Raw genomic sequence first — 23,983 nt, forward strand, 5'->3', positions numbered from 1 at the left:
TGTTTTATAATATTAAGATCTTTATATCACTATATTCCAATATATCATGTGGAGGCTAACTGTTTTACACGTTAAATCTAAAGTGTACAACGTCGCCATCTTTCATAATGTATTCTTTACCTTCTAAACGCTGTTTACCAGCATCTTTGGCACCATTTTCACCATTAAATTCTACGTAGTCGTCATAACTAGTAACCTCTGCACGAATAAAACCACGTTCAAAATCCGTGTGGATAATACCCGCACATTGCGGAGCAGTCATACCTTTAATGAATGTCCATGCACGTACTTCTTGTACACCTGCCGTAAAGTAAGTAGCCAAACCAAGCAAATCATAAGTTGTACGAATTAAACGATCGAGACCTGGTTCTTCAATACCTAAATCTTCTAGGAACATTTCTCTGTCTTCATCCTCAAGTACAGCAATTTCTTCTTCAATCTTAGCACTGATTACGATGACTTCAGAATCTTCCTTCTCTGCATATTCACGGATAGTTTTTACTTTTTCATTATCTTCATCGCCAATTTCATCTTCGCCTACGTTAGCGATATATAACATTTCTTTAGAAGTTAACAATTGAGCTTGGTTCACATATTTTTGATCTTCTTCTGTAAATTCCAAGCTTCTTACAGGATTACCTTCTTCTAAAGCTTCTTTAATTCTTGATAAAATACGTGTTTCGTTCACTGCATCTTTATCTTTTTGACGTGCCATTTTTTCTAATTTTGGTAAACGTTTGTCTACAGATTCTAAATCTGCTAATACGAGCTCCATATTAATAACTTCAATGTCATCAATTGGATCTACACGGCCAGAAACATGTGTAACATTGTCATCATCAAAAGCACGCACAACTTGGCAAATCGCATCTACTTCACGGATATGAGATAAGAATTTATTACCTAAGCCTTCCCCTTTAGAAGCACCTTTAACAATACCTGCAATATCGGTAAATTCGAATGTTGTTGGAATTGTTTTTTTCGGTTCTACCATTTCTGTTAAAACGTCTAATCTACTATCCGGCACTTCCACTATACCTACGTTAGGGTCAATTGTTGCGAATGGATAGTTTGCTGCAAGCGCACCTGCTTTTGTAATTGCGTTAAAAAGTGTAGACTTTCCTACGTTTGGTAAGCCGACAATACCTGCTGTTAAAGCCATTATTCATTCTCCTTATCGGTAGTATCTTTTTGTGATACCACAATTTTTTTTAGTTTTTTATTAAATGTTTGTCTAGGAATCATAATACTACGCTGACAGTTTTCACATTTTATTCGGATGTCTGCACCTACACGAATGATTTTAAAACGATTCGTACCACATGCATGCTGTTTTTTCATTTCTACAATATCATTCAAACCGTAATTGGATGTCATTCTGTAACACCTCCGACCGTCTTATGCATTATTTTGTTGGTTTGGTTCGTATTGTACCATCATTGGTTGTGGCATTTTAATTTCTTTAATTTTGAATAATTTCAATATTTCTTTTCTTAAAATGCGTGCCCCTGTAAAGCCTTCTCCAGGTATCGTCTCTGCAGAAATACGTAATACGATTTCATTATTTGTGATGGAATTTACACCAACCACCTCTGGCGTAGATATAAATAAATAGTATTGCGAACGAATCGCTTCAAAGGAAGCATTTAATTCATCTTCCACTTTATCAATATCTTCTGTTATAGAAACTGGAATTTCTACTATTGCTTCTCCATTTATTACAGAGTAATTCGTAATTTCCCCCACACTACCATTAGGTAATGTAGTTAGCTCACCAGAAATAGTATTAATACGCATAGATCTTAGCCCTATTGATTTAACAGTACCTTCTGCTACTGGAGCGCCACCATTACTAATTTTAACATAATCTCCTACGTCAAATTGGTTTTCAAAAATAATAAAGAAACCTGTAATAATATCTTTAACTACAGTTTGTGCGCCAAAACCAACAGCCAAGCCAACGACGCCAGCACTTGCTATAATACCGCCTACACTGATACCAAACTTACTTAAAATCGTAGTTAACACTATGAACCATACCACATATGAGACTACATTTTGCACTAATGATATTAAAGTTTTTGAACGTTTTTTATTACTATTCTTACCTTTATTTTGAATTTTAAAGAACTGTGCGATACCTTTATTCACAAAATGTAAAAGAATCCATGCAGCCACTACATAAACTATAATCATTATTAAATTAGAGAGTAATGATTGATATGTTTCTGGTTGCAATAATGGTTCTATTATAGAATAAAGAATATTTTTCACTTGATTCAACTATATTTCCTCCTTAACACAACTTCACTTCATTTTATTATAACCTTTTTAAAGGTAAAACAAATCCAACTTTCGCTCTAAATTCAAACCTTATCAACGATTTATACTACTTATTAATCACAGTAAAAGTTAACCTCATCTAGTTTATTAAAAATATAAACGTTAGCAAAGTATTTAAGCATAATTTTCATGTTATTTTTAGCGTTTGTAGCTAAAAAATGGCAAAAGAAAAAGAACCATAATTAAAAATTATGATTCTTTAACACCCAGTTAGCAATATTACTATAAACTTTCATAATAATTCAAGTGTATTTTTATTTTTTTATAGAATAGCAGAAATTCAAATTACGTGATCTATAAAAATAATCGATTTTAATTAATCACATTTTTATGTAAATCACTTAATGGTGCAGAGTATAAAATTACATATAATTAATTTTTAAATAATTTTTATATATTAACATTTACGCATTATTTTCAAACAGTTGGGGAATTTACACCAAAAATTTATTCAATTATTATAATATTTATATGTAGGAGGTGAGCTCACTTTTAGTAAACTTTGTATATTAATATGACTGACCACTGTTACACAAGCTTTTAAACGAATTCATGTTACTTTATTTAAATAATACTTTTTTCGTCGTTGTTGGGTATTAAATAGCTAAGTTACATATTATTTTCAAGCTAGTGGTTAAAGTTGAAATATTAATCCCGTAATACTTAGTTTATGTTCTACACTTTTAGAAATTTTAGAACAATGAATCTTTAACTAAGAACCTTAATTAAAGATTATGATACTTTAACACCCAATTATTTATATGATGATAGTTTTTAACGCAAGCTTTACTCTTCCGGATTCCTAATTTATAACTAGTAATGTGCACATACTGTCCCTTACAACAGTATGTGCATTTTTTGATGCTATTGGCCACTTAAATATGCGCTTAATTTATTTCTCTAACTTTTCAACGTTACACATAGAAATACACTTAATTTATTGATAAATTAAGTGTATTTCTTCGAAAATTAGTCATTGCTACTCAGCAATTTTTTCTCTAAATCATTATATAATTTAAAAATCATTATACGTTCTCCAGTTATAGAGCTCAAGTCTGTATGAAAACTTTTAACTTCTTCACCTGAAATTGATAACACAATTTCATTGAGTTCTTCTATACCTGATTCTACAAGTTTAGAACGTGTTCGTTTAATCGTTAATAACCCTTCATTCGTGCCACAAACTTTATACTCTGCTTGTGTCAACACACCTTGTAAACTGACTATTATCATATCACGTAATATGTCTGTTTTAACTGAAAGAGAACCACGACCAAGGAAGTCTTTTTCCCATTGTGTAATTGCTTTACTGATTTCAGATTCATAGGTACCTTTGGTTTTTTTCATTAAATATACATCTCCCGTAGAATCAAAATTAGAAATTCATTTTAACAAAGATAACAGTATCATTTTTCAGCAATTTTCTCTATAACTACGTTGTGTTACCTAAGAAATATCAAATTACTCTTTTAAATGCCCTAAAGTGGAAAGCTTAGATTTCCCATAACCGCTTTAAAGGTTTGTTGTCCAATCATGCCATAATCCTTGTTCATCAATACTGGCCAATCTAACCCAGCCATTAACTATTTTTTGGTTAAAATCAGAATCATTATCCAATAAGTTTTTAATAAATGACTGTGGAGCTTGGATAACAATCAATAATCTTATTGGCGAATGGTACATTTTGTAATCAGCTGCCATAACAGATTGCCATGGCAATCCTGTTAATAAGTCACTGGCGTTCCCTTGCATAACACCGATACCCGCCGTTACTGTTTGCGTTGCTTTACTTCCACTACCATAAAAATGAGGTGCTACTGTAGACGCATAGTATTGTAGATTAATCCATTGGGCAACAAGTGCTGGGCCGGCAATAATATTTGCTAATATATTACCATCTTTATCATTTTGCCAATCATAATTATGCAAGAATGCTCTACCTGCTAAATCACTATTCTTAGTTAATTCACGTTGACCTATAATAAATGCTGCATTTTTCGCTAATCCCCATTCTGGTCTTATCTCGCTCCAATCATTTGTTATACGATGAACTTCATCGACTGGGTTCGGCTTAACTATATTATTATTCGGTAACTGCGCCAATCTTTTTTTATTTGCGGCATAGCTTATTCGAGGCATTGCCGCTTCAATTTTATCGTAAGCTATTTGTGCCTCTTGGGATAATTTAGGTAAATATATCCACTTCAATTCATCTACAGAAGTTTGATGTTCTGCAGCTGCGAAAATAGTGCTTTCTGGTATTTCAATACCTTCCTGTAACAAACTTTCTCTTACCTCAGTCATATTACATAAATGAGCCAATACTTTAGCATTGAAACCACTAGCTGCCCCACCACATGCGCCACAATCTAATGAAGCCGCATAAGGATTATTAGCACTTTGGCTACCATGACCACACATCACAACTAACGGCGCAAAGTCTTTAGTTAAATCCATTAATTTTAGTGCTTGCAATGCGTAATTTACTTTTTCTGCTTTGGTGAAACCAATTGGTAATCCATCTTCAAAATGTACATGCTGATGATTATGATGTTGATTGCGATCCAATGTTAAAGTAGTATCTTGTGGTTTTTGTAACCAATTGCTATAAAACTTACGAATCATTACACCCACACGTTTCGGTATAAAACTTCTCGTTAACATTTGTAGCGATAACCAAGGACCACTCAATTCCGGCAAGAGCAAACTAGGCAAAACGTTCTGCTTCATTTTTTTAAATGTATAAGTAACGGATTCTAATGCATGCTTACGTTGTTGGAATGCATTGGGCTCACGTTCATGTGTGTATTCTTCAATTTTATGCTGTGGCTGACTCATAACTGGTAATGACGGATGACTGTATTTGCTACCTAACTCAGATTTCTCAATTGGCAAACCAAAAAAACCTGCAATGCCAAGAGTTTCAAATGGGCCGGCTGCTTCAATTTGTCTTCTAAAAGGTTCCGACCTTACATCAATACAGAATGACATTTGAACTTCTACTTGTTGTGCTGTTATTTCATGAGGTTGTTCTGGTACAATCATATCTTTTAATTGTTCATTATAGGTTGCTTCCCATGCCTCTAACCACAATTTCCTGCATAATTGCTCATTAAAAGCTTTCGCAAACTGCACATATTGTTCTTGTTCTTCTATACTTAACGCACGCCAAGTTTCTACGGTAAATCCACCCCACTGCAACCATGAAACAATGCTTGTTTCCAAAACACTTTCATCTTTAGTATTTGGTGGCTTAACCGGTAAATGCGGCTCTACGATTGCCCATTCCATCGCAACACGTATAGCAAGATAAGTAAATAATAAATCATGGACCTTCTTATGATGGTCATCTTGCCACATCATCATACCTGCCCAACCTGGTAATGACAATAAATGATTCTCTAAATATGTTTGAACTTCTATATCCTTAACACCTAGATTGTTTAATGAGGTTTTAAGTAATGATTCAGCATCGTTTGGCAATGATTGCAAACGTCTACGTTGCTGTTTAGTTAACGCTGGGTCATATGGTACTAATCTCTGCCAAGCATTAAAGAGGCCTTTATCTCTGTCTGGCATCGTCCATCCGGACTGCGCGTCATCAATAAATAACTTACACCATTTGATTATGTGATAATCCAAAGTATCGATTAATCTTTCTTTTTTATCATTAAAGACGTATGTACTAATTAACGGCACTGATGAAGATTGTCCGGATGTAGTATTACTTCCCTTCAAACTTTCCGTCAACTCTTTCACGAGTTCATCTACGACTTCTTGTTTTTCTGAGTTTATCTCCAATGGCTGTAACTTTAATGCTTGATTACCATACTGAATAGCGTGCGCTTTCGGAATAGATATCTTTGTTTCTTCTATCCATTGTTGAAAACGACGTTCTATATACTTATCGCTTATTTCACCTTGTTGTCTTGCTTCTATAATAGTTGTTCTCGCTGGATAAATATCAACTTTACGTTCTTGTTTTAACCAACTTGCCACTTCATCAAATGTTTTATCTTCTAATCCAGACCAAGGACTTCTAGCAGCAAAAACTGAAATGGGTGATAAAGGAACAATGACCTTGCTCGCATTGTCAACTGTCATACGAATATCATCAATATAGCTAAATTGCGTAACAGAATTTATGTTTGATTCTCCCATTTTAGTGCCCTCCTTTGGATAGATATTTTTTCAAGTAATTAGGGTGACGTTCCACTGTTTCAATTTTCGCATCACCTAAACGTACGATCCACATATAAATAATTGAAAATGCTACCGATGAACGATGACGTGCTACCCACGTACTCATCAAACTACCAAATAATAAAATTAGCGCAACAATTACAGTTGCGAACATAGGTGGCTGTGCGCTATGAAATGCGATGGTATGCAAAGCATCACTAAAGAAGTGGTGAACTATATAATAAACTATGCCAACTACACTCATTACTAATAAACCCATGATACGACCAAATTTCCCTTCACCAAAGGCAACTAGTTGTGTCCAAGATACAGATAATGACCACGCTAAAATAAGACCACTAACTAAACGGTAACCTTGTTCTGGAGCAGATAACCAAAATCCAAGACCTATCATAATTGCTAATCCACGTCCTACTAATATCCATAAGTAAGACATTCTTTCATTTGCACGACTCGGTACATTAAAATGTCGTACAGCCGAACCAGAGCGTAAAAAGAGTGTCGCTTTAAATAAACCATGTAATATTAGATGAATAATTGCAGGTATATATGCACCTAGCGCACATTGAATTAACATAAAACCCATTTGTCCTATTGTTGAACCCACTAATAACCTTTTATAGTCTACATGTACTAAGCTAATACCTGCGCCTATAAGTACAGAGATACTCGCAAAACTTAATAAAACAATTGTTGCGATGTCACCATTAAATAATGGAGAAAAACGCGTAAGCATAATACCCCCAGCATTCACAATACCAGCGTGCATTATTGCAGAAACAGGAGTTGGTGCTGCAACAGACTCTATTAACCATCTGTGGAATGGCCATTGTGCCGCTGGAATCATAACTGCTAATACTATTAAAATATTAATGCCAAAACGTGTCCATGCATTAATCTGATTGAGATTAGCTTCGGTAAACATGCCTGTATAATGCCATTCTCCTGTTACAAATCCTAACCATGTAACAGCTAGCAATAATGCCAGCCAACTCAAGAAAAATAATTTCCCTGTAACAATTGCTGCTGCTCTCGTCACTCTCCAAGCACTTGTCAAACTAATCAGTAACGTCAGGCCTACTAATGTGAAGCCCCAGCTGACTACCATAATACGAACATCACCTGTTAACCATGCTGTAGCTGCAAAGCTTGTCGTTAAAGTAAATAACATAAAGTATTTTCTAAAACTTCTATCTCCAGCCAGATAGCGTACACAATAACGTTGGATGATTAAACCAATAACCAATACGAAAAATGCCATCAGCCAAGATAAAATATCTGAATACCATAAGCCAATATTAATGTTCTTTGGTGCTAAAATTAAGCCAACGAACGCTATCAATGGCGGCAATGCCACTAAACAAATATGTATACGAACGTACGCTAGTGATATGCGCTTATTTAAAAATATAACGCTGCTTATTACTGAGATGAATATCGCGACAAATAATAGAATGAGAAGTGATGATAAATTAGGCGATGTAAGCATATCGAATCCTCCTTTATTGGATATGAAGACTTTGGTCATAAAGTTAGCTTTTCTAAAATATAGTTGTAAGACTTATTAAAAAAAGCCGACAATATATAATAAATCTTCGACGATTTATTACTACTGTCGGCTTCATTACAACGCACGCTAATACTTTATGCAGTGTTTTGTTTTGCTACCTATATATGTATGTTGCTTTTAAAATTTATAGTTTAAGTTAAATCAGTTTACATATGTCGTATGATTTTCGCTTTCTACTTCAATTCGTTTACTTTTTCAATTTGCCAATATTTCTATTAACATCTTGCTAAAGCCTAAATCACCTAGTTCAAACGCACATCAACGACTATATTTATTTTTATTTAATATTACAAACATAAACTTATTGTTCGTCATTGTCAAGAAATAGAAACTTTTAATAGCAAAAAATCATTAATTAAATATAAATTTTATAAATATATATTTAATATTTTTCACTTAAATAATGCTAAAATAATTAGCAAGTATGGAGGGATAGAAGTTGACGAAAAAAATTGACTATAATGCTTATGGTTTTAGATTTAAAGGAGATTATCAAAATAATGTTGCTGGTTTAAGTGCAATTGGCTTCGAACTCGTACAAAGTCCAAATTATCGATGGCATGGTTTGCACAGAGGAGAACAAGATGTATATATTTTTCAATATACGACTCGCGGCCGCGGTGCAATTTCTATAGGAGAAAAAATTTATCAACTTGCTAAAGATGATGCATTTTTTGTTCGTGTACCAAGTAATCACTGTTACTATCTTCCCAATCAATCGAGTGAATGGGAATTTATTTATTTTACAATTTATGGCGAAGAAGTTAGTAGATTATTTAACAGAATTGTATCTACACATGGAAATATCATGAAATTCCCTATAAATTCCGAGCCTATCAAATACATTATAGAAACATTGGAAAAAATAGACGCTGTGGGCATTAAACATGGATACGAATCTTCTTCCTGTGCTTATACTTTTATGATGAAATGCTTAGAATATCTCGAATATGGTTTGCAGAGATCTAATAATTATCCTCTACCAACTATAAAAGCAATTAAATTTATAGAAAGTCATTATCAACAAGATATTACATTGGACGATATTGTAGCAGTTACCGGTTTATCAAAATATCATTTTAGTCGCCAATTTCATAAAGTTGTGAATGATACACCTATTAATTATTTAACTAAAACTAGAATTAAAAATTCATTAATTTTATTAACTAAAAGTTCCCAAAACATTGAATCTATTGCGTTTGAAGTAGGTTACGCCTCGAGTAATTACTTTAGTAAAGTTTTCAAGAAAATTGTTGGTATAACTCCTAATAACTATCGAAAAAATACTACAATCATGCCAGTTGATAAGTTGTTTATAGATTAACAAAGAGCAATATATTACTCTTTTCAATATTATTTACGCTTGTTTGTCCTAAAAATAATGTCTAATCTATACATAAGCTATAGTGATATCAGAAAATTTTCGTTTTAAATTTTAAAAAATAGACAGTATTAATGATTATTCGGTTTTTAAATAAAACTAGGGGGCATGCTTAATGGACAAAATTACATTTCTAGGCGCAGGAAGTACTGTTTTCGCCAAAAATGTACTAGGCGATTGTATGACAGTGGAGGCGTTACAGGATTTTGAATTTGCTTTATATGACATAGATGAGCAACGCTTACACGATTCAGAAATGATGTTAAATAATTTAAAGAAAAATTTACATTCAAACGTTACTGTGAAAGCGTACCATAATCGTAAAGAGGCATTATCCGGAGCAAAATATATCATAAATGCAATACAAGTGGGTGGATATGATCCTGCTACAATTACTGATTTTGAAATCCCTAAAAAATATAAATTAAGACAAACTATTGCTGATACATTAGGTATTGGAGGTATTTTCCGTAATCTAAGAACAATACCCGTAATGCAAGCCTTTGCCGATGATATTAAAGAAGTATGTCCAAATGCTTGGTTTTTAAATTATACAAATCCAATGGCAGTTTTAACTAATATAATGCTAAAAGAAGGTATTAAAACGGTTGGACTTTGCCATAGTGTCCAAGTATGTACGAATGACTTATTGGATTCATTAGATTTACCAAAAGATAATATACAATCTAAGATTGCTGGAATTAATCACATGGCTTGGTTACTTGAAATCAAACAAAATGGCAAGGACTTATATCCAGAAATCAAAAAGCGTGCCAAAGCAAAACAAAAATCAAAACATGACGATATGGTTCGTTTTGAAATTTTAGATAAATTTGGATTTTATGTTACAGAGTCATCTGAACATAACGCAGAATATCATCCTTACTTTATTAAAAATCTGTACCCAGAATTAATTGACGATTACAATATTCCGTTAGATGAATACCCTCGTCGTTGCATAAAACAAATAGAAGCATGGTCACAAATGCGTGATGATATCGTCAACGACCAAAACCTAACTCATCAACGTTCGAACGAATACGGTTCTTATATTATTGAAGCAATGGAAACAAATAAACCATTTAAAATTGGTGGCAATGTATTAAACACAGGAGGCTTAATAAGCAATCTACCTGAAAATGCAGTTGTCGAAGTCCCATGTTTAGTTGATGCAAGCGGTGTAGCACCTACTTATATAGGTAATTTGCCAGAACAGCTCGCAGCCCTGAACAGAACAAATATAAACACTCAATTATTAACAATAGAAGCTGCATTAACTAATGATAAGTCAAAAATTTATCAAGCTGCTATGTTAGACCCACATACAGCTTCTGAGCTATCTATCGACGATATCATCTCTCTTTGTGATGATTTAATTGAAGCCCACGGTGATTGGCTTCCGTCATATAAATAAACTTACACCAGACCTGCCATTATTCAATTAGATAAGCAGTGTCTGGTTTTTTACAAAACATTTTACTACTATAATTGAAAAGTTATATATATCTAAAAACTTAAGGAATTTGTTTATATAACGACTTAAGTTTTCTTATGAGGTGATTTATTTGGAACGACAAATAACACGTAAAGAGAAATATTCATTTGGCATCGGTGCTTTTGGTAAAGATTTAGTTGTTAACCTAATTGGTATATATCTTATGTACTATTTAACAGACATCTTAGGTATTACAGCTGGTTTTGTAGGAACATTATATTTTGTAGCTCGAATTTGGGATGCTATCAATGATCCTATTATGGGAATGATTGTAGATAAAACAAAAACAAAGTGGGGAAAATTTAGACCATGGTTATTTATTGGCACTATTATCAATTCTATTGTCACTATTATACTGTTTACAAATTTTGATTTGTCTGGAACCAGTCTATATGTATTTATCACAATAATGTATATGCTTTGGGGCATGACTTACACTATGATGGATGTTCCTTATTGGTCATGGTTACCAAATTTAACGAATAATCCAACCGAACGTGAAGAGGTTTCAGTAATTCCAAGAATATTTGCAAGCCTAGCTAATTTAATTTTGGGCGCTATCGGTTTAAGTATTATACTATTCTTAGACAATTTATTTGGAAATGGTGATCAATCTGTTGGTTTTTTAATACTCACAATCATTATAATTATCTTCTTTATCACAACAATGGGAATTACTGTCCACAATGTTAAAGAAGCACCTACAAATATTGATACAGGTATTACATTACGTTTCAAAGATATATGGAGAATATTATTTACCAACAAAGAACTTTTAAATTATATCGGTATTTTAATCACCTTTTTCTTATGTACACAAATCATTGGAAATGTTCTCATTTATTATTTTAGCTATGTTGCTGAGTCCAAGTTTTTATTTGCACTTTATAACGGTATGGGATTTGTAGAAATTCTTGCTCTGATTATTTTTCCGAAAATTGCAAAATGGATTACACGAGAGCGTATATTTCCTATTGCAACCTGTAGTATCATATTCGGACTATTGATTTTGCTAGCTGCAAGCTACATTTCACCACAAGCCATATCACCTGTCGTATTGGGTACTACCTTTATCAAAATTGGTACTGGCTTCATTATGGGAATCATCACCGTTTCAATCGCAGACGTAATTGATTATAGTGAAATGAAGTTCGGACAAAGAAATGAAAGTGTTATCACATCTACTCAGACCTTCTTAATGAAAACAGCTATGGCTATTTCCGGTTTAATTACTGGTTGGAGTTTAACACTTTTAGGTTATCAACCGGGTGTTCAACAAAACGAATTCACAAAAAATGGATTGCGTTTCATTATGATTATACTCCCAATAATTTGTATAATAGCTAGTTTTATTATTTATAAATGGAGTTACAAATTAAAAGGGGCGTATATAAAAGATGTAGTAAATGTATTAAATCTAAGAAAAAGTAAAAAAGGATAATCTAAACAGCCACTGCAAAATGGATAAAACCAAAATGACTCACCTATAGTATCTTAGCCACTAATATTCAAAAACCCCCTTTCTACTCAAAATAGCACGGGGGTTTTGTGTTGCTATTAATATAATGGGCTCACTACAACAATAATGTTAAAGTTGTTGCAAATGTTGAATCACAACTTCTATTATTAAGCTTTGTTCTATCCTTTTAAATCTGTCTTTATTAAATCACAACATTTAAAATCAAAATAAATCCTAATCCTAATACGGATAATACTGATTCTAGCAACGTCCAAGTTAAAAATGTTTCTTTCATAGTTAAGCCAAAGTATTCTTTAAACATCCAAAACCCTGCGTCATTAACATGTGAAAAGAAGACACTCCCAGCGCCAATTGCAAGTACAATAAGAGAAATATTCACATCCATAGATTGTATTAATGGCAATACAATACCTACTGATGATAGTGCGGAAACGGTCGATGATCCTAAAGCTAATCTCAAAATAGCTGTCGCCAACCATGCCAATATAATTGGAGACATCTCAGTACCGTGGAAAATTTTAGATATGGTATCACCTACGCCACCATCTATAATAACTTGTTTGAAAACACCGCCCCCACCAATGATAAGCAATAGCATCGCTATCGGTGTAATAGCATTTGAAATAGTAGCCATAATTTGGTCAGTAGATTTTTTCCTTCTTATGCCCATCGTATAAATCGCTATAAGAACAGCAATTAACATCGCAGTTGTTGATGAACCAATGAAATAAATGAAACCTTCAAACCCACCTGCTTTACCATCCTCATGACCAGTAATTAATTGAATAATTGTCGCCAACAACATTAAAATAATAGGACTAAGTGCTGTTAATAAACTTAAGCCAAAACTAGGTCTATCTTTTACTGCTACCGGCTTATCTTCTTCAACACTCACCTGTTTACCTTCTCTAGCAAATGCTGATGGCACAATTTTATATACAATTTTTGTGAAAAAAGCACCTACAATTAATGCTAAAGGTAAACCTATGATAATACCATACATCAATACATGCCCAATATTAGCATTCAATGCTTGTGCGACAGCTACTGGTCCAGGATGTGGTGGCAAAAATCCATGTGTAATAGCTATCGAAATAGTCATTGGAAGACCCACTTTAAGATTAGAAATATTCATTCGTTTTGCTAATGTAAACACAAGAGGAATAAGTAACACAAACGCAACTTCTAAAAATAATGAAATACCTATAATAAATGATGCAATTAACATAGCCCAGTTCACATATTTTTCGCCAAAAGTTTCAATTAATTTATCAGCTATTCGGGTTGCGCCACCACCATCTGATAGTAACTTACCTAAAATAGAACCCAAACCAAAAATGATTGCAATACTACCAAGAGTCTCCCCCATGCCTTTTTCTACTGTTTCAACGATGTTATCAATTGGAATACCTAAGATTATCCCTGTAAACATAGAAGTCACTATAAGTGATATAAAAGTATTTAATTTGAACCCAATAATTAATATAAGTAAAACTATAACACCTATAACTACACCAATAAGTGGCCAAATTTCTTCAAGCATCCATATCCCCACTCTCTTTCACTAAATTAATATTTTATTTAACTATGATGTAAAACATTATCTATAGTAAGCGCTTACATAATATAAGTGTGATTTTAATATAGTTATTTTATATTTTCAATTAATTTCATTTGTTTATTTTTATTTTCGTTTGTTTTCACATTATTATTGACAAAAGTATTATAAGTGATAGGGTTGAAATATATTGTTAGCGTTTTCAAAAAATTATTTTATTTAACAAAAACATATTTTTATTCAATATACAGTGACTTGTTAGGAGGAAAATAATGACGATTAATTTTGGTTGCCAAGGTTCCACTTGGGTTTTAGACTACGATGAAAAAGCAGATAAAATGGATCAAGTAATACACGATATTGCAAATGCCGGACTTACTGGTGTAGATGTACAAATCAATTTGTTAGGAAAATATGAGAAATCACCACAACTTTTAAAAGAAGCTCTCGACAAAAATAATTTAAAGTTAGCAGCATTAACAGTGCCACATGCTTTTGTAGATGGGCATGCATCTGATAGTGAAAAAGAGATAGATGATTACTTTTTCAATTATCTCAAGCATTTCCCTGGAGCAATTATGAATGTTCCATCAAGAAGTGGCAAAAATAGGGATAATTTATTGCAACGACAAAAAGAAATTATTACAGGCGCAAATGAGCTCGCTAAACACGCTTATGAAGAGCATGGTATTACAACCTCACTACACCCAATATCATATGAAACATCTTATTGGAAATTTGAAGAAGATTATAAAGTCCTGTTCGACGGCCTAGATGGTGGTTATATGGGCTATACACCAGATGCTGGACATATTGCTATGGGCGGTATGAACCCATCAAAAGTATTTGAAGATGCAATTTCACTTATTAAGCATGTGCATTATAAAGATGTTGCTAATCAGTCAGAATGGAAAAACATGGGCGCTGGAGATATAGATTTTTCAAAATGTACACAAATTTTGAAAGATAATGACTACAACGGCTGGATAATGCTCGAAGATGAAATAGGAGAAGCACATGCAAACACTACCCAAGTGATTAAAGATCTTGGTAACTATGTTCAAAATCATCTTCAACCTATAATCAACGATAAATAGTAGAGAAAATTTTACTTAACAATAATTTTCATCACGCTATTATCAGTTAGAATAATTGCTAAAATTTATGTATATGGAGGTAATACTTATGAAAGTTGGATTTATTGGCTTAGGTATTATGGGAAAACCTATGGCACTTCACATTATTAAAAGTGGCTATGAAACATATATTTTTGATTTAAATACAAATGCAGTTGATGAGTTAAAAGCATTAGGTGGCAAAGCCTGTAGCTCAAATAGTGAAATAGCTAAAAATTGCGATGTTATTATAACGATGCTTCCTACATCTAAACATGTTACACAAGTCTTATTTTCTGAGGAAGGCCTTGCGAATAATTGTAAGCCAGGGACTATTGTGATAGATATGAGTTCTGTATCAACTGAAGATTCCAGAGAATTCGCAGCCAAGTTGAAACCATTTAATATTCAATTTATGGATGCTCCTGTCAGCGGCGGAGAACCAATGGCTCTTGAAGGACGTCTATCCATTATGGTTGGTGGCGAAAAACAAGATTTCGAAAAAGTTCTACCTTTATTTCAAACAATGGGAGAAAATATTGTTCACTTTGGAGAAAGCGGTACTGGTTCAGCAGCTAAATTGGCTAACCAGATTATCGTCAGTATTAATTTAGCAGGTTTATCAGAAGCTTGTGTTTATGCTAGTAAATCAGGAATAGATTTGAACAAACTCTTTGAAGCAATTAGTGGTGGATTAGCCGGTAGTGCGGTCATGGACGCTAAGATGCCATCTATTATAGAAAGGAATTTTGAGCCTGGTGGAAAAATTGAAACAAACTTTAAAGATTTAGGCAATATTCAACACTCTGCCAACGCTTTAGGAGTACCACTCCCTGTTACAAATATTGTTAAAGAAGTTTTCAGTTCAGAAGTAGCAAATGGTAATAGTAAAAAAGACCACTCCTATATTATTGATTTTTTCGAAAAAATGGCTAACCATCGCGTATAGAATAGCGTAATCCAAATTTTTGGAGATATGCTTTAAATTTCAATCAAGGAAGCTACTACCTATATAATGATTAATGTTGAGACAATTAATTTGCCTCAACTTTTTTATCTCTTCTTTCAATATAAACCTACTAATACTCAACATGTGCTTTCCACTTTATTTTCAGATTATTACCTCAACATAATGTCCACACATTGTTACACTATTTTAACTAAAAAACCCTGCAAAGTTCTCAATGTTAATTGATTACTTTGCAGGGACATATCCATAATTCAAGTTAGGTTTCTTAGCAAATCAATTATTCTTTATTGATTTTAAGTATAAATACCCACTTTTAAAAATTACTTTTTAAGTGAAAATAAATAATCTAAGATCTTTTCCAATAAGTCTGATGCAGTATCTGTATCTGGCATGAAAATCACTCCCAACTATTGTAACGTTATGTTAGCGTTTACTTAAACGCTTATTAGTTAGTATAATAGTAAATTTTAACTTACACAAATTTTTTATATAAAAATTACTTAATAATTAAGAATATATAACCAATTATATATATTATACAATTTTAAATTACATGCAATGTATAAGTTATATGTATAGTAATAGCCACCTATTTCAGAACTCTGTCTAAAACAAGTGGCTACTATAATATACTTTAAAATTATTTAAAAGCACGTTAGATATTCATTAAATGCAAGTTAATTACATTGTGCTTGTATCGATAACAAAGCGATATTTAACATCAGATGCTAAAACTCTTTCATAAGCTTCATCTATTTGATCAGCTGAAATCATTTCAATTTGAGGTTTGATATTGTGTTCGGCACAGAAGTCTAACATCTCTTGTGTTTCACGTATACCGCCTATAGCTGATCCAGCAAATGATCTACGGTGACCAATTAAATTTGCAACTCTTAATGAGATTGGTTCCGCTGGCGCCCCAACGTTAACAATTGTACCGTCTAATGTAAGCAATTTAAGGTAATCATCTAAAGGTAAGTTTGCACTTACTGTATTGATAATTAAGTCAAAAGTTTTTGGCAACTGCTCAAATGTAGATTCATCACTTGTTGCATAGTAATGTGTTGCGCCTAATTTCAAACCATCTTCTTTTTTATTTAACGTTTGTGATAATACAGTAACTTCTGCGCCCATGGCATTTGCAATTTGAACAGCCATGTGTCCTAAACCGCCCATACCGATAATTGCTACTTTTTTACCTTCACTTGCTTTCCAATGATTTAAAGGTGAATAAGTAGTAATACCCGCACAAAGTAATGGTGCTGCAGCATCTAAACCGATATTATCAGGAATACGTAATACAAAATCTTCATGTACTACAATATGTGTTGAATAACCGCCTTGTGTCGGTTCACCATATCTATCCGTACCTGCGTATGTGCCAACCATGCCTTTTAGACAATATTGTTCTTCACCGTTTTGACAATTTTCGCATTCGCCACAAGAATCAACCATGCAGCCAACACCGACACGATCATCTACTTCATACTTACTCACTTCTGATCCAACTTCTTTAACAATACCTGCAATTTCATGACCTGGGACTAGTGGATAGTGAACTGGTCCCCACTCACCATGTGCAGTATGAATATCAGAATGACATATACCTGCGTATTTAATCTCAATTAATACATCATGTGTATCAAGATCACGTCTTTTAATTTCTGTAGCATGAAAATTCGAATCCGGCCCGTTAACCGCTCTAGCTTTAGCATTAACCATAATATAATTCCTCCAGTACTTATCCTATTTGAAGACTTTCCAACTTCTTCACCTAATATCATAGCGCTTAGAGTTAACTCTAGTCTAAAAAACAGCCTATATATATTTATATACCTATATAGTATCGTATATTTTTCATGTTTTTATTACAAAATACAATTAAAATTTTAAAAACCAGTTATTATATGAGTTATTGCTTACATTATCGTGTTTTCTGGTTTTGTATTGCTCTGTACATCTTTTTCTTAAAACAAATTCTTGTTTAGACAATATTTATTTTGAAAAGATTAAGACACTTCTTTTATTTATTATAGGTTGAAAATGTAATTTCATCCTGATTATTTAACGATAAATTTTACTACCTTTCGAAACAAATTCTTTTGACTTTTGCTTCAATCCTTCTGATTTTAAATCTTTATGTTTTCTCAAATCATGGGAGATACGCATCGAACAGAATTTAGGTCCACACATACTACAAAAATGGGCAACTTTTGCTGACTCAGCCGGTAAAGTCTCATCATGAAATGAACGTGCCTTGTCTGGGTCTAACGATAGATTAAATTGATCATACCATCTGAATTCAAATCGCGCTCTACTAATTTCATCGTCTCTGCGTTGTGCCCCTTTCATTCCTTTGGCCAAATCAGCTGCATGTGCAGCAATCTTATACGTAACAACGCCCTCTCTTACATCATCTTTATTAGGCAGCCCTAGATGTTCCTTAGGGGTAACGTAACAAAGCATTGCCGTGCCATGACTAGCAATTTGTGCGGCGCCAATCGCTGACGTAATATGGTCATAGGCTGGTGCAATATCAGTTGTCAATGGCCCCAATGTATAGAATGGCGCTTCTTGGCAATGGAAATCAGCGAGGTCTTGATTTTCCTTTATCTTGTTCATCGGTACATGACCTGGACCTTCAATCATCACTTGCACATCGTGCTCCCATGCTATTACAGTTAATTCGCCCAGTGTTTTTAATTCTAGTATTTGACTCTCATCATTTGCATCGTAGATTGAGCCAGGTCTTAATCCATCACCAAGAGAAATTGCAATATCATAGCGACTCATAATCTCACAAACCTCTTCAAAATGTGTATATAAAAAGCTTTCTTCATGGTGAGCTAAACACCACTGTGCCATGATTGATCCACCCCTAGAGACAATACCTGTTAATCTATCAACTGTTGTAGGTACATATCGCAATAACACGCCAGCATGTATGGTAAAATAATCGACACCTTGTTCTGCTTGTTCAATCAATGTGTCTCGGTAAACTTCCCAAGTCAAATCTTTAGCAGAACCATCTACTTTTTCAAGTGCTTGATAGATAGGCACTGTGCCAACTGGGACAGGCGAATTTCTCAAAAGATATTCTCTCGTAGCATGAATATTTTTACCTGTAGATAAATCCATGATAGTATCAGCGCCCCAATGAATACCCCAGACTAATTTTTCTATCTCATCTTCTATAGAAGAGCTAACTGCTGAGTTTCCTATATTGGCATTTACTTTCACCTGAAAGTTCTTACCAATGATCATCGGCTCTGATTCAGGATGATTTACATTATTAGGAATAATCGCTCGTCCGCGCGCAATTTCAGAACGTACATACTCAGATGATGTATCTTCTCTCATAGCTACAAATTTCATTTCTTTCGTGATAATACCCTGTCTCGCATAATACATCTGAGTGACATTCTTACCTGTTTCTGCTTTCCTTGGCTGATATTTAAACGGTGTTTCGACAAATTTTTTATGATTATCTGACTTAAATCCATTATCTAATGATACTATGCTTCTACCTTCATATTGTAATGTATCATTTCTTTCTTTTATCCATGGTATTCGCATTTTCGGTATACCTCTTTGAACGTCAATCTTATAATTATCGTCGTGGTACGGGCCTGCAGTATCATAGACAAACACTGGATCATTATCAGTTGTTCCTTCCTCTGTTACGGTTGGAGAAAGTTGTATTTCTCTAAATGGCACTCGAATATCTGGATCTTCTCCACTAATCCATATTCTTTTACTTGATGGAAATTGTTTTTTTAATTCAATTTTTTCTTGTTCCAAATAAAAAACTCCTTAGCATTTATTATTGCTAGGAGACCTGGTAGAAAATCACATATTTAGTGAAGCGACAGTAAATAAAAGCCCAACAAACAGACTTCCCATATGTACTGTACTTTTCTGCTTCCCTACGCTGGTACTAACCAGATCAGGTTCAAAGGGTTGAGACCAATGCCTCTTTCAGCTTACAAGCACCCCTAGCAATTCTTATTAAATTCTTGCTCCAACTTAACACTAATAAAGAACAATTACAAATAAATTTGAAATTTTATATAAACGTGTAAAAAATTAATAACATTTACAACTATACACCAGCTAAGTTTATCGAATTAAACATTCGTTATTTTAATTTAAAAATCTAATATTATATTTATAGAAAATATGATGGTAGCAAGAAAAAAGTTATCTATACTATAAAATAGTATGGATAACTTTTGCATTTCTCTTTTTCTCTACAATTCTAATAATCCTCATTATTTAGATATTATTTTATTTTAAAACGATTAAGAAACTTCTTTATTAATAGGCTTCTTTTAAAATAGTTAAATAATCTTTTTCAGTTATTGGTCTGACATTACTTGATGTTGAATTATTTTGTTTAGCTAGATTGGCCATTTGTTCAAAATGTTCTGTTTTAACGTATCCTAAATCTTTCAACGATGGGATTTCTAAATCGTTTGTTAATGTATATAACCCTTTAATCAACTTTTCAATTGCTATTTCATCAGTATCATTCTGCTTTGCAAACTGCATGATTTTGCTAATTTCAGCATGAAGTGTCTTATTTTCAACAGCATTGAATTTTACTACATGGGGTAAAAATATTGCATTCGCAACGCCATGCGGGGTGTCGTATAAGCTACTTAATGCTTCTGATAAGCAATGGACGCTTGCAACATCAGCAGATCCAAAGCATAGTCCTGCTAAGAGACTGCCTTCTTGCATTTTATACCGGGCATCTAGATTTTTTCCGTCTTGATATACTTTCGGTAGATAGCCAACGATAATAGACATCGCACTTTTTCCCATTGCTTGTGAGATTGGGTTTGTCACAGTGCATGTATAACCTTCAATTGCATGAACTAATGCATCTACTCCAGTTGCTGCGGTTATAGATTTTGGCACACTTAAGGTAAGTTCGGGATCAAGAACAGCAATTGTCGGTCTAAGTAAAGGGCTTTTTAGTGTAATTTTCGTATGTGATTCTTCTAATGTAATTACTGAAGACCGTGTTACTTCAGAACCTGTCCCAGCAGTTGTTGGAACACAAATGACAGGCGATATATTGGCATAGCTTCTCTCACCATTATTATATTCTTCAGGTGAACCTCCATTTGGACCCAGTAAGGCAATAGCTTTGGCGGTATCCATTGGACTACCGCCTCCTACCGCAATTACAGCTGATGCGTTTGTTGATTGATAAAGTGATGCACCTTTTAAACACTCTGTATCTCTTGGATTGGGAGATATTTCATTATAAGATATCACTTTATAACCTGAATTTTTCAAATTCATTTCTATTGGGTCAACTAATCCTGCATCTTTAATACCAGAATCCGTTACCACCATTACAGTCTCACCTATATTTATATACTCCGAGATGATTTCTGGTAAATTCTTTGATTTACCAGGGCCCATTATTATTTTTGTATCACAATGATATTCGTAATTCATATAATACCTCCTAATAAATTTGTGAATTTCCTTGTAACTCTATCCTATTATTACAAGGGGATATTTGATAACTTCATAATCATAGTCAATCTCTATATACTTTAGATACAGTATCTATACTGCGTTCGTTATATTATGTCTATACATGTTTATTTTCAGAAAATTGTGACAATTCAATAATAAATCATTATGAAATAGTACTGCTTATAATGTTGAATTCTTTATTTACAATATATATTTCAACCATAGCACTATATGAAGTTACACATTTAGGTTCATTATGACCAAATCCAGCATTAAAAACTATAGGTGTTTCAGCTATACTTCATTCCTTTGATTTGCTCATAAAAAATTTATATGACTACTTCTTTTAAAAAATGAAAATGCCATTCTTCTCTTAAAATTCCCACTTGTATAGCATCATAAATTCACATTCAACTAGGCCCCTTTACGTATACGTGACTCTTCTGTCACACCAGTTCTATTTGCTAATCTAATAGAAATTGTAAAAGGCTATTCTCCTACTAGTAACTTAGCGTCTTGACAACTCCCTCCAGAACCATATCTATTAACTTTTATGTTCCCAGGCTTAATCAATAAATATAAAATATACAATGAAACGCCCCCTGCAATAACCACACCAAAAATACCAGCAATAAATGTAGAACCTAATAGACCAAATTCTTCAAACTTAATAGTCGCAAATATAATACCCAACACAAATAGAATTGTTGCGGCTTTAGTGATGAAACCACTAATATAGTATAGTATCGCAAAAGCCATTGAACGATTCGAATCATGTAGGCGTCTAGTCATAACAGTAAAGTATGGTATAAGCGTTATAATCGCAAATATACTACTTAAAGTACCTACAGAAAATATCCCTAAAAGAGAAGTGATTAAAAAATTAATCCAAAATGGGTGCCAAAATTCAGAACGAGTGGATCGCCCATGAATGTCTAAGCAACGTTTCCAAAAATTAAAATAACTGCTAATAAAATTTGATGATTTATTCATATATCCTCCTAGACTATAAAATATATTAAAAAAACTATATGATTTAAATAATAGATATATTTTTTGAATAAGTAAACAGAAAATAATTTAATTATCGGTGCTAAGACTATATAAGTAACGTTATAACAATGATAATTTAGAGCTACCTTAATTGAACAATTATCGAGGCTAGTAAAACAGTATTCCTGTATGTATGGTTAGTTTGTTAAAAATGATTGTTATTAAGACGATATTAGATTTTCAAACAATTAAGAGACTCCTTTTTGAAAAAGGAGTCTCTTTTAATCTATTTTCTAATAATAATCACTCATATAAATAGAAGAAGATAATTTTTAATTCACATTATCATTTGTGAAGAATAATATGTTTATTTAATGATGATGGTATTTAGTACTGTGTTCAATAATACTAGAGCATACTGCAGCCTTAGTTTTCGTATTACAATAACTATAACCATAACATTTTGTGCTTCTAAGTAAAGCTTTGTCACAGTCACTTCCAGGAAAATCACAATAGCCTTGGGGTTACTTTTGGTTAATGTACATTATCACTATGTGGACCATTAAACCTATTACAATGCACCCATTCTCCTTTTTTATACTTTTCCCATAACCTGCTTCTTGAGTTACTGTGTTAATCCCTTTATCCATATTATCTATTATTTGGTTTGTATTTATATCAACATCTGCGGTTTTTTCTCTATTATTACTAACAACAGTAAATCTGGTTTCATTTTTTAAATTATCTACTTTAACAATATAACGGTTATTTATTTCATGTTTTTTCCGTTTATGTAAACATCGCCTTCTGATAAATTCACATCACTATTAGCACCTTTTTCTGTACTATTCCAGCCACTATTTTTATATTCTTGTACTACCTTCTCGAGCATTTTTATAAGATGTTCAATAAACTGCTTAGATTTTAAGAAACCAAATATTAATAAAGAAATTAATATAACCCCTAGGAATAACAAGATTATTGACATAAAATCCTTCCTTTTATGATATTATAAGCAAATCAAACGATACCACAAACCAATTTTAAATAACCTTCATTTTTGACACAAAACCTCTAAACTTTATGTTAATAGTGTGACGTGTTTAAATGATAGTACGTTAATTAATTTAACAGTTTTGCATTCCTACCAATTATGATGTTATAATGCACTTAACAAAGTTATTAAGCATAATACACCAATCCCCTCACTACTTCCGATAGTGAGGGGATTTTTTAGGCGTTGGCTAAAGGTCGCCTATTTTTTCTTATCGTTGCGATTACGTAGCCAATGCGCAAATAACGCTACGATACAACCACTCGCTGCCGTGGTCGTGATGTGAACAAAGTTATCAAGCATAATTACACCTCCTCTCTACGTC

The 23,983-nt window shown here is 33.1% G+C and carries 18 protein-coding genes and 1 riboswitch; of the genes, 5 read left to right on the forward strand and 13 right to left on the reverse strand.

The window, feature by feature from the left end:
• Positions 1-64: 64 nt before the first annotated feature.
• From ychF to BTM19_RS03855, 6 genes are all read right to left on the reverse strand, one after another.
• Positions 65-1,162, reverse strand: coding sequence for a redox-regulated ATPase YchF (gene ychF / locus BTM19_RS03830; RefSeq protein WP_029378814.1), 1,098 nt, complete (start codon positions 1,160-1,162; stop codon positions 65-67).
• Positions 1,162-1,377 carry a DUF951 domain-containing protein gene (locus BTM19_RS03835; protein WP_029378813.1) on the reverse strand — a complete coding sequence of 72 codons (216 nt, stop codon included), beginning with the start codon at positions 1,375-1,377 and terminating at the stop codon, positions 1,162-1,164. The genes ychF and BTM19_RS03835 overlap by 1 nt, the downstream gene beginning before the upstream one ends.
• Before the next feature lie 21 nt (positions 1,378-1,398).
• A complete protein-coding gene (locus BTM19_RS03840) occupies positions 1,399-2,283 on the reverse strand; it encodes a mechanosensitive ion channel family protein (RefSeq protein ID WP_029378812.1) in 885 nt (294 codons plus the stop codon).
• Between the two features lie 1,029 nt (positions 2,284-3,312).
• Positions 3,313-3,690 (reverse strand): Na-translocating system protein MpsC family protein, encoded by a 378-nt coding sequence (locus BTM19_RS03845; protein ID WP_029378811.1) that lies wholly within the window; start codon positions 3,688-3,690, stop codon positions 3,313-3,315.
• A gap of 165 nt (positions 3,691-3,855) precedes the next feature.
• Positions 3,856-6,504 (reverse strand): DUF2309 domain-containing protein, encoded by a 2,649-nt coding sequence (locus tag BTM19_RS03850; RefSeq protein ID WP_058625804.1) that lies wholly within the window; start codon positions 6,502-6,504, stop codon positions 3,856-3,858.
• A 1-nt stretch (position 6,505) separates the two neighbouring features.
• Positions 6,506-8,035, reverse strand: a complete 1,530-nt coding sequence (locus BTM19_RS03855; protein ID WP_029378809.1) for an NADH dehydrogenase subunit 5 — start codon at positions 8,033-8,035, stop codon at positions 6,506-6,508.
• A 520-nt stretch (positions 8,036-8,555) separates the two neighbouring features.
• On the opposite strand from BTM19_RS03855, the gene BTM19_RS03860 reads away from it, so the two are divergent.
• The 3 genes from BTM19_RS03860 (at position 8,556) to melB (ending at position 12,433) form a co-directional block, all read left to right on the forward strand.
• Positions 8,556-9,440, forward strand: a complete 885-nt coding sequence (locus tag BTM19_RS03860) for an AraC family transcriptional regulator (RefSeq protein WP_029378808.1) — start codon at positions 8,556-8,558, stop codon at positions 9,438-9,440.
• Between the two features lie 172 nt (positions 9,441-9,612).
• On the forward strand, positions 9,613-10,911 hold the full coding sequence (melA, locus tag BTM19_RS03865; RefSeq protein ID WP_038679528.1) for an alpha-glucosidase/alpha-galactosidase: 1,299 nt from the start codon (positions 9,613-9,615) through the stop codon (positions 10,909-10,911).
• Between the two features lie 151 nt (positions 10,912-11,062).
• Positions 11,063-12,433 carry a melibiose:sodium transporter MelB gene (gene melB, locus BTM19_RS03870; RefSeq protein ID WP_038679526.1) on the forward strand — a complete coding sequence of 457 codons (1,371 nt, stop codon included), beginning with the start codon at positions 11,063-11,065 and terminating at the stop codon, positions 12,431-12,433.
• A gap of 220 nt (positions 12,434-12,653) precedes the next feature.
• Here the strand turns inward: melB and BTM19_RS03875 are convergent, their stop codons facing one another.
• Entirely contained in the window at positions 12,654-14,015 is a 1,362-nt protein-coding gene (locus BTM19_RS03875; protein ID WP_038679524.1) for a gluconate:H+ symporter, read from the reverse strand.
• Between the two features lie 287 nt (positions 14,016-14,302).
• Between BTM19_RS03875 and BTM19_RS03880 the strand changes: the two genes are divergently transcribed.
• Together BTM19_RS03880 and BTM19_RS03885 are read left to right on the forward strand one after the other, a co-directional pair.
• On the forward strand, positions 14,303-15,127 hold the full coding sequence (locus BTM19_RS03880; RefSeq protein WP_058625803.1) for a sugar phosphate isomerase/epimerase family protein: 825 nt from the start codon (positions 14,303-14,305) through the stop codon (positions 15,125-15,127).
• A 73-nt stretch (positions 15,128-15,200) separates the two neighbouring features.
• Positions 15,201-16,094, forward strand: coding sequence for a 2-hydroxy-3-oxopropionate reductase (locus tag BTM19_RS03885; RefSeq protein ID WP_080704798.1), 894 nt, complete (start codon positions 15,201-15,203; stop codon positions 16,092-16,094).
• A 702-nt stretch (positions 16,095-16,796) separates the two neighbouring features.
• On the opposite strand, the gene BTM19_RS03890 is transcribed toward BTM19_RS03885, so the two are convergent.
• From BTM19_RS03890 to BTM19_RS03915, 6 genes are all read right to left on the reverse strand, one after another.
• Entirely contained in the window at positions 16,797-17,837 is a 1,041-nt protein-coding gene (locus BTM19_RS03890) for an NAD(P)-dependent alcohol dehydrogenase (RefSeq protein ID WP_029378804.1), read from the reverse strand.
• Between the two features lie 342 nt (positions 17,838-18,179).
• Positions 18,180-19,916, reverse strand: coding sequence for a phosphomethylpyrimidine synthase ThiC (thiC, locus tag BTM19_RS03895; RefSeq protein ID WP_058625802.1), 1,737 nt, complete (start codon positions 19,914-19,916; stop codon positions 18,180-18,182).
• Between the two features lie 105 nt (positions 19,917-20,021).
• Positions 20,022-20,122: riboswitch (TPP riboswitch) on the reverse strand.
• Positions 20,123-20,432: 310 nt separating this feature from the next.
• The gene (locus BTM19_RS03900) at positions 20,433-21,587 is read right to left on the reverse strand and encodes an iron-containing alcohol dehydrogenase (RefSeq protein WP_058625801.1); all 1,155 of its coding nucleotides are present in this window, start codon (positions 21,585-21,587) and stop codon (positions 20,433-20,435) included.
• 513 nt (positions 21,588-22,100) lie between these two features.
• Positions 22,101-22,604 (reverse strand): DUF805 domain-containing protein, encoded by a 504-nt coding sequence (locus tag BTM19_RS03905; protein WP_029378801.1) that lies wholly within the window; start codon positions 22,602-22,604, stop codon positions 22,101-22,103.
• 769 nt (positions 22,605-23,373) lie between these two features.
• A complete protein-coding gene (locus BTM19_RS03910; RefSeq protein ID WP_038679516.1) occupies positions 23,374-23,592 on the reverse strand; it encodes a hypothetical protein in 219 nt (72 codons plus the stop codon).
• Positions 23,593-23,859: 267 nt separating this feature from the next.
• A complete protein-coding gene (locus tag BTM19_RS03915; RefSeq protein WP_002495781.1) occupies positions 23,860-23,961 on the reverse strand; it encodes a type I toxin-antitoxin system Fst family toxin in 102 nt (33 codons plus the stop codon).
• Between the last annotated feature and the right edge of the window lie 22 nt (positions 23,962-23,983).

Source organism: Staphylococcus xylosus (assembly GCF_002732165.1).
In the GTDB taxonomy this organism is placed as follows: domain Bacteria; phylum Bacillota; class Bacilli; order Staphylococcales; family Staphylococcaceae; genus Staphylococcus; species Staphylococcus xylosus.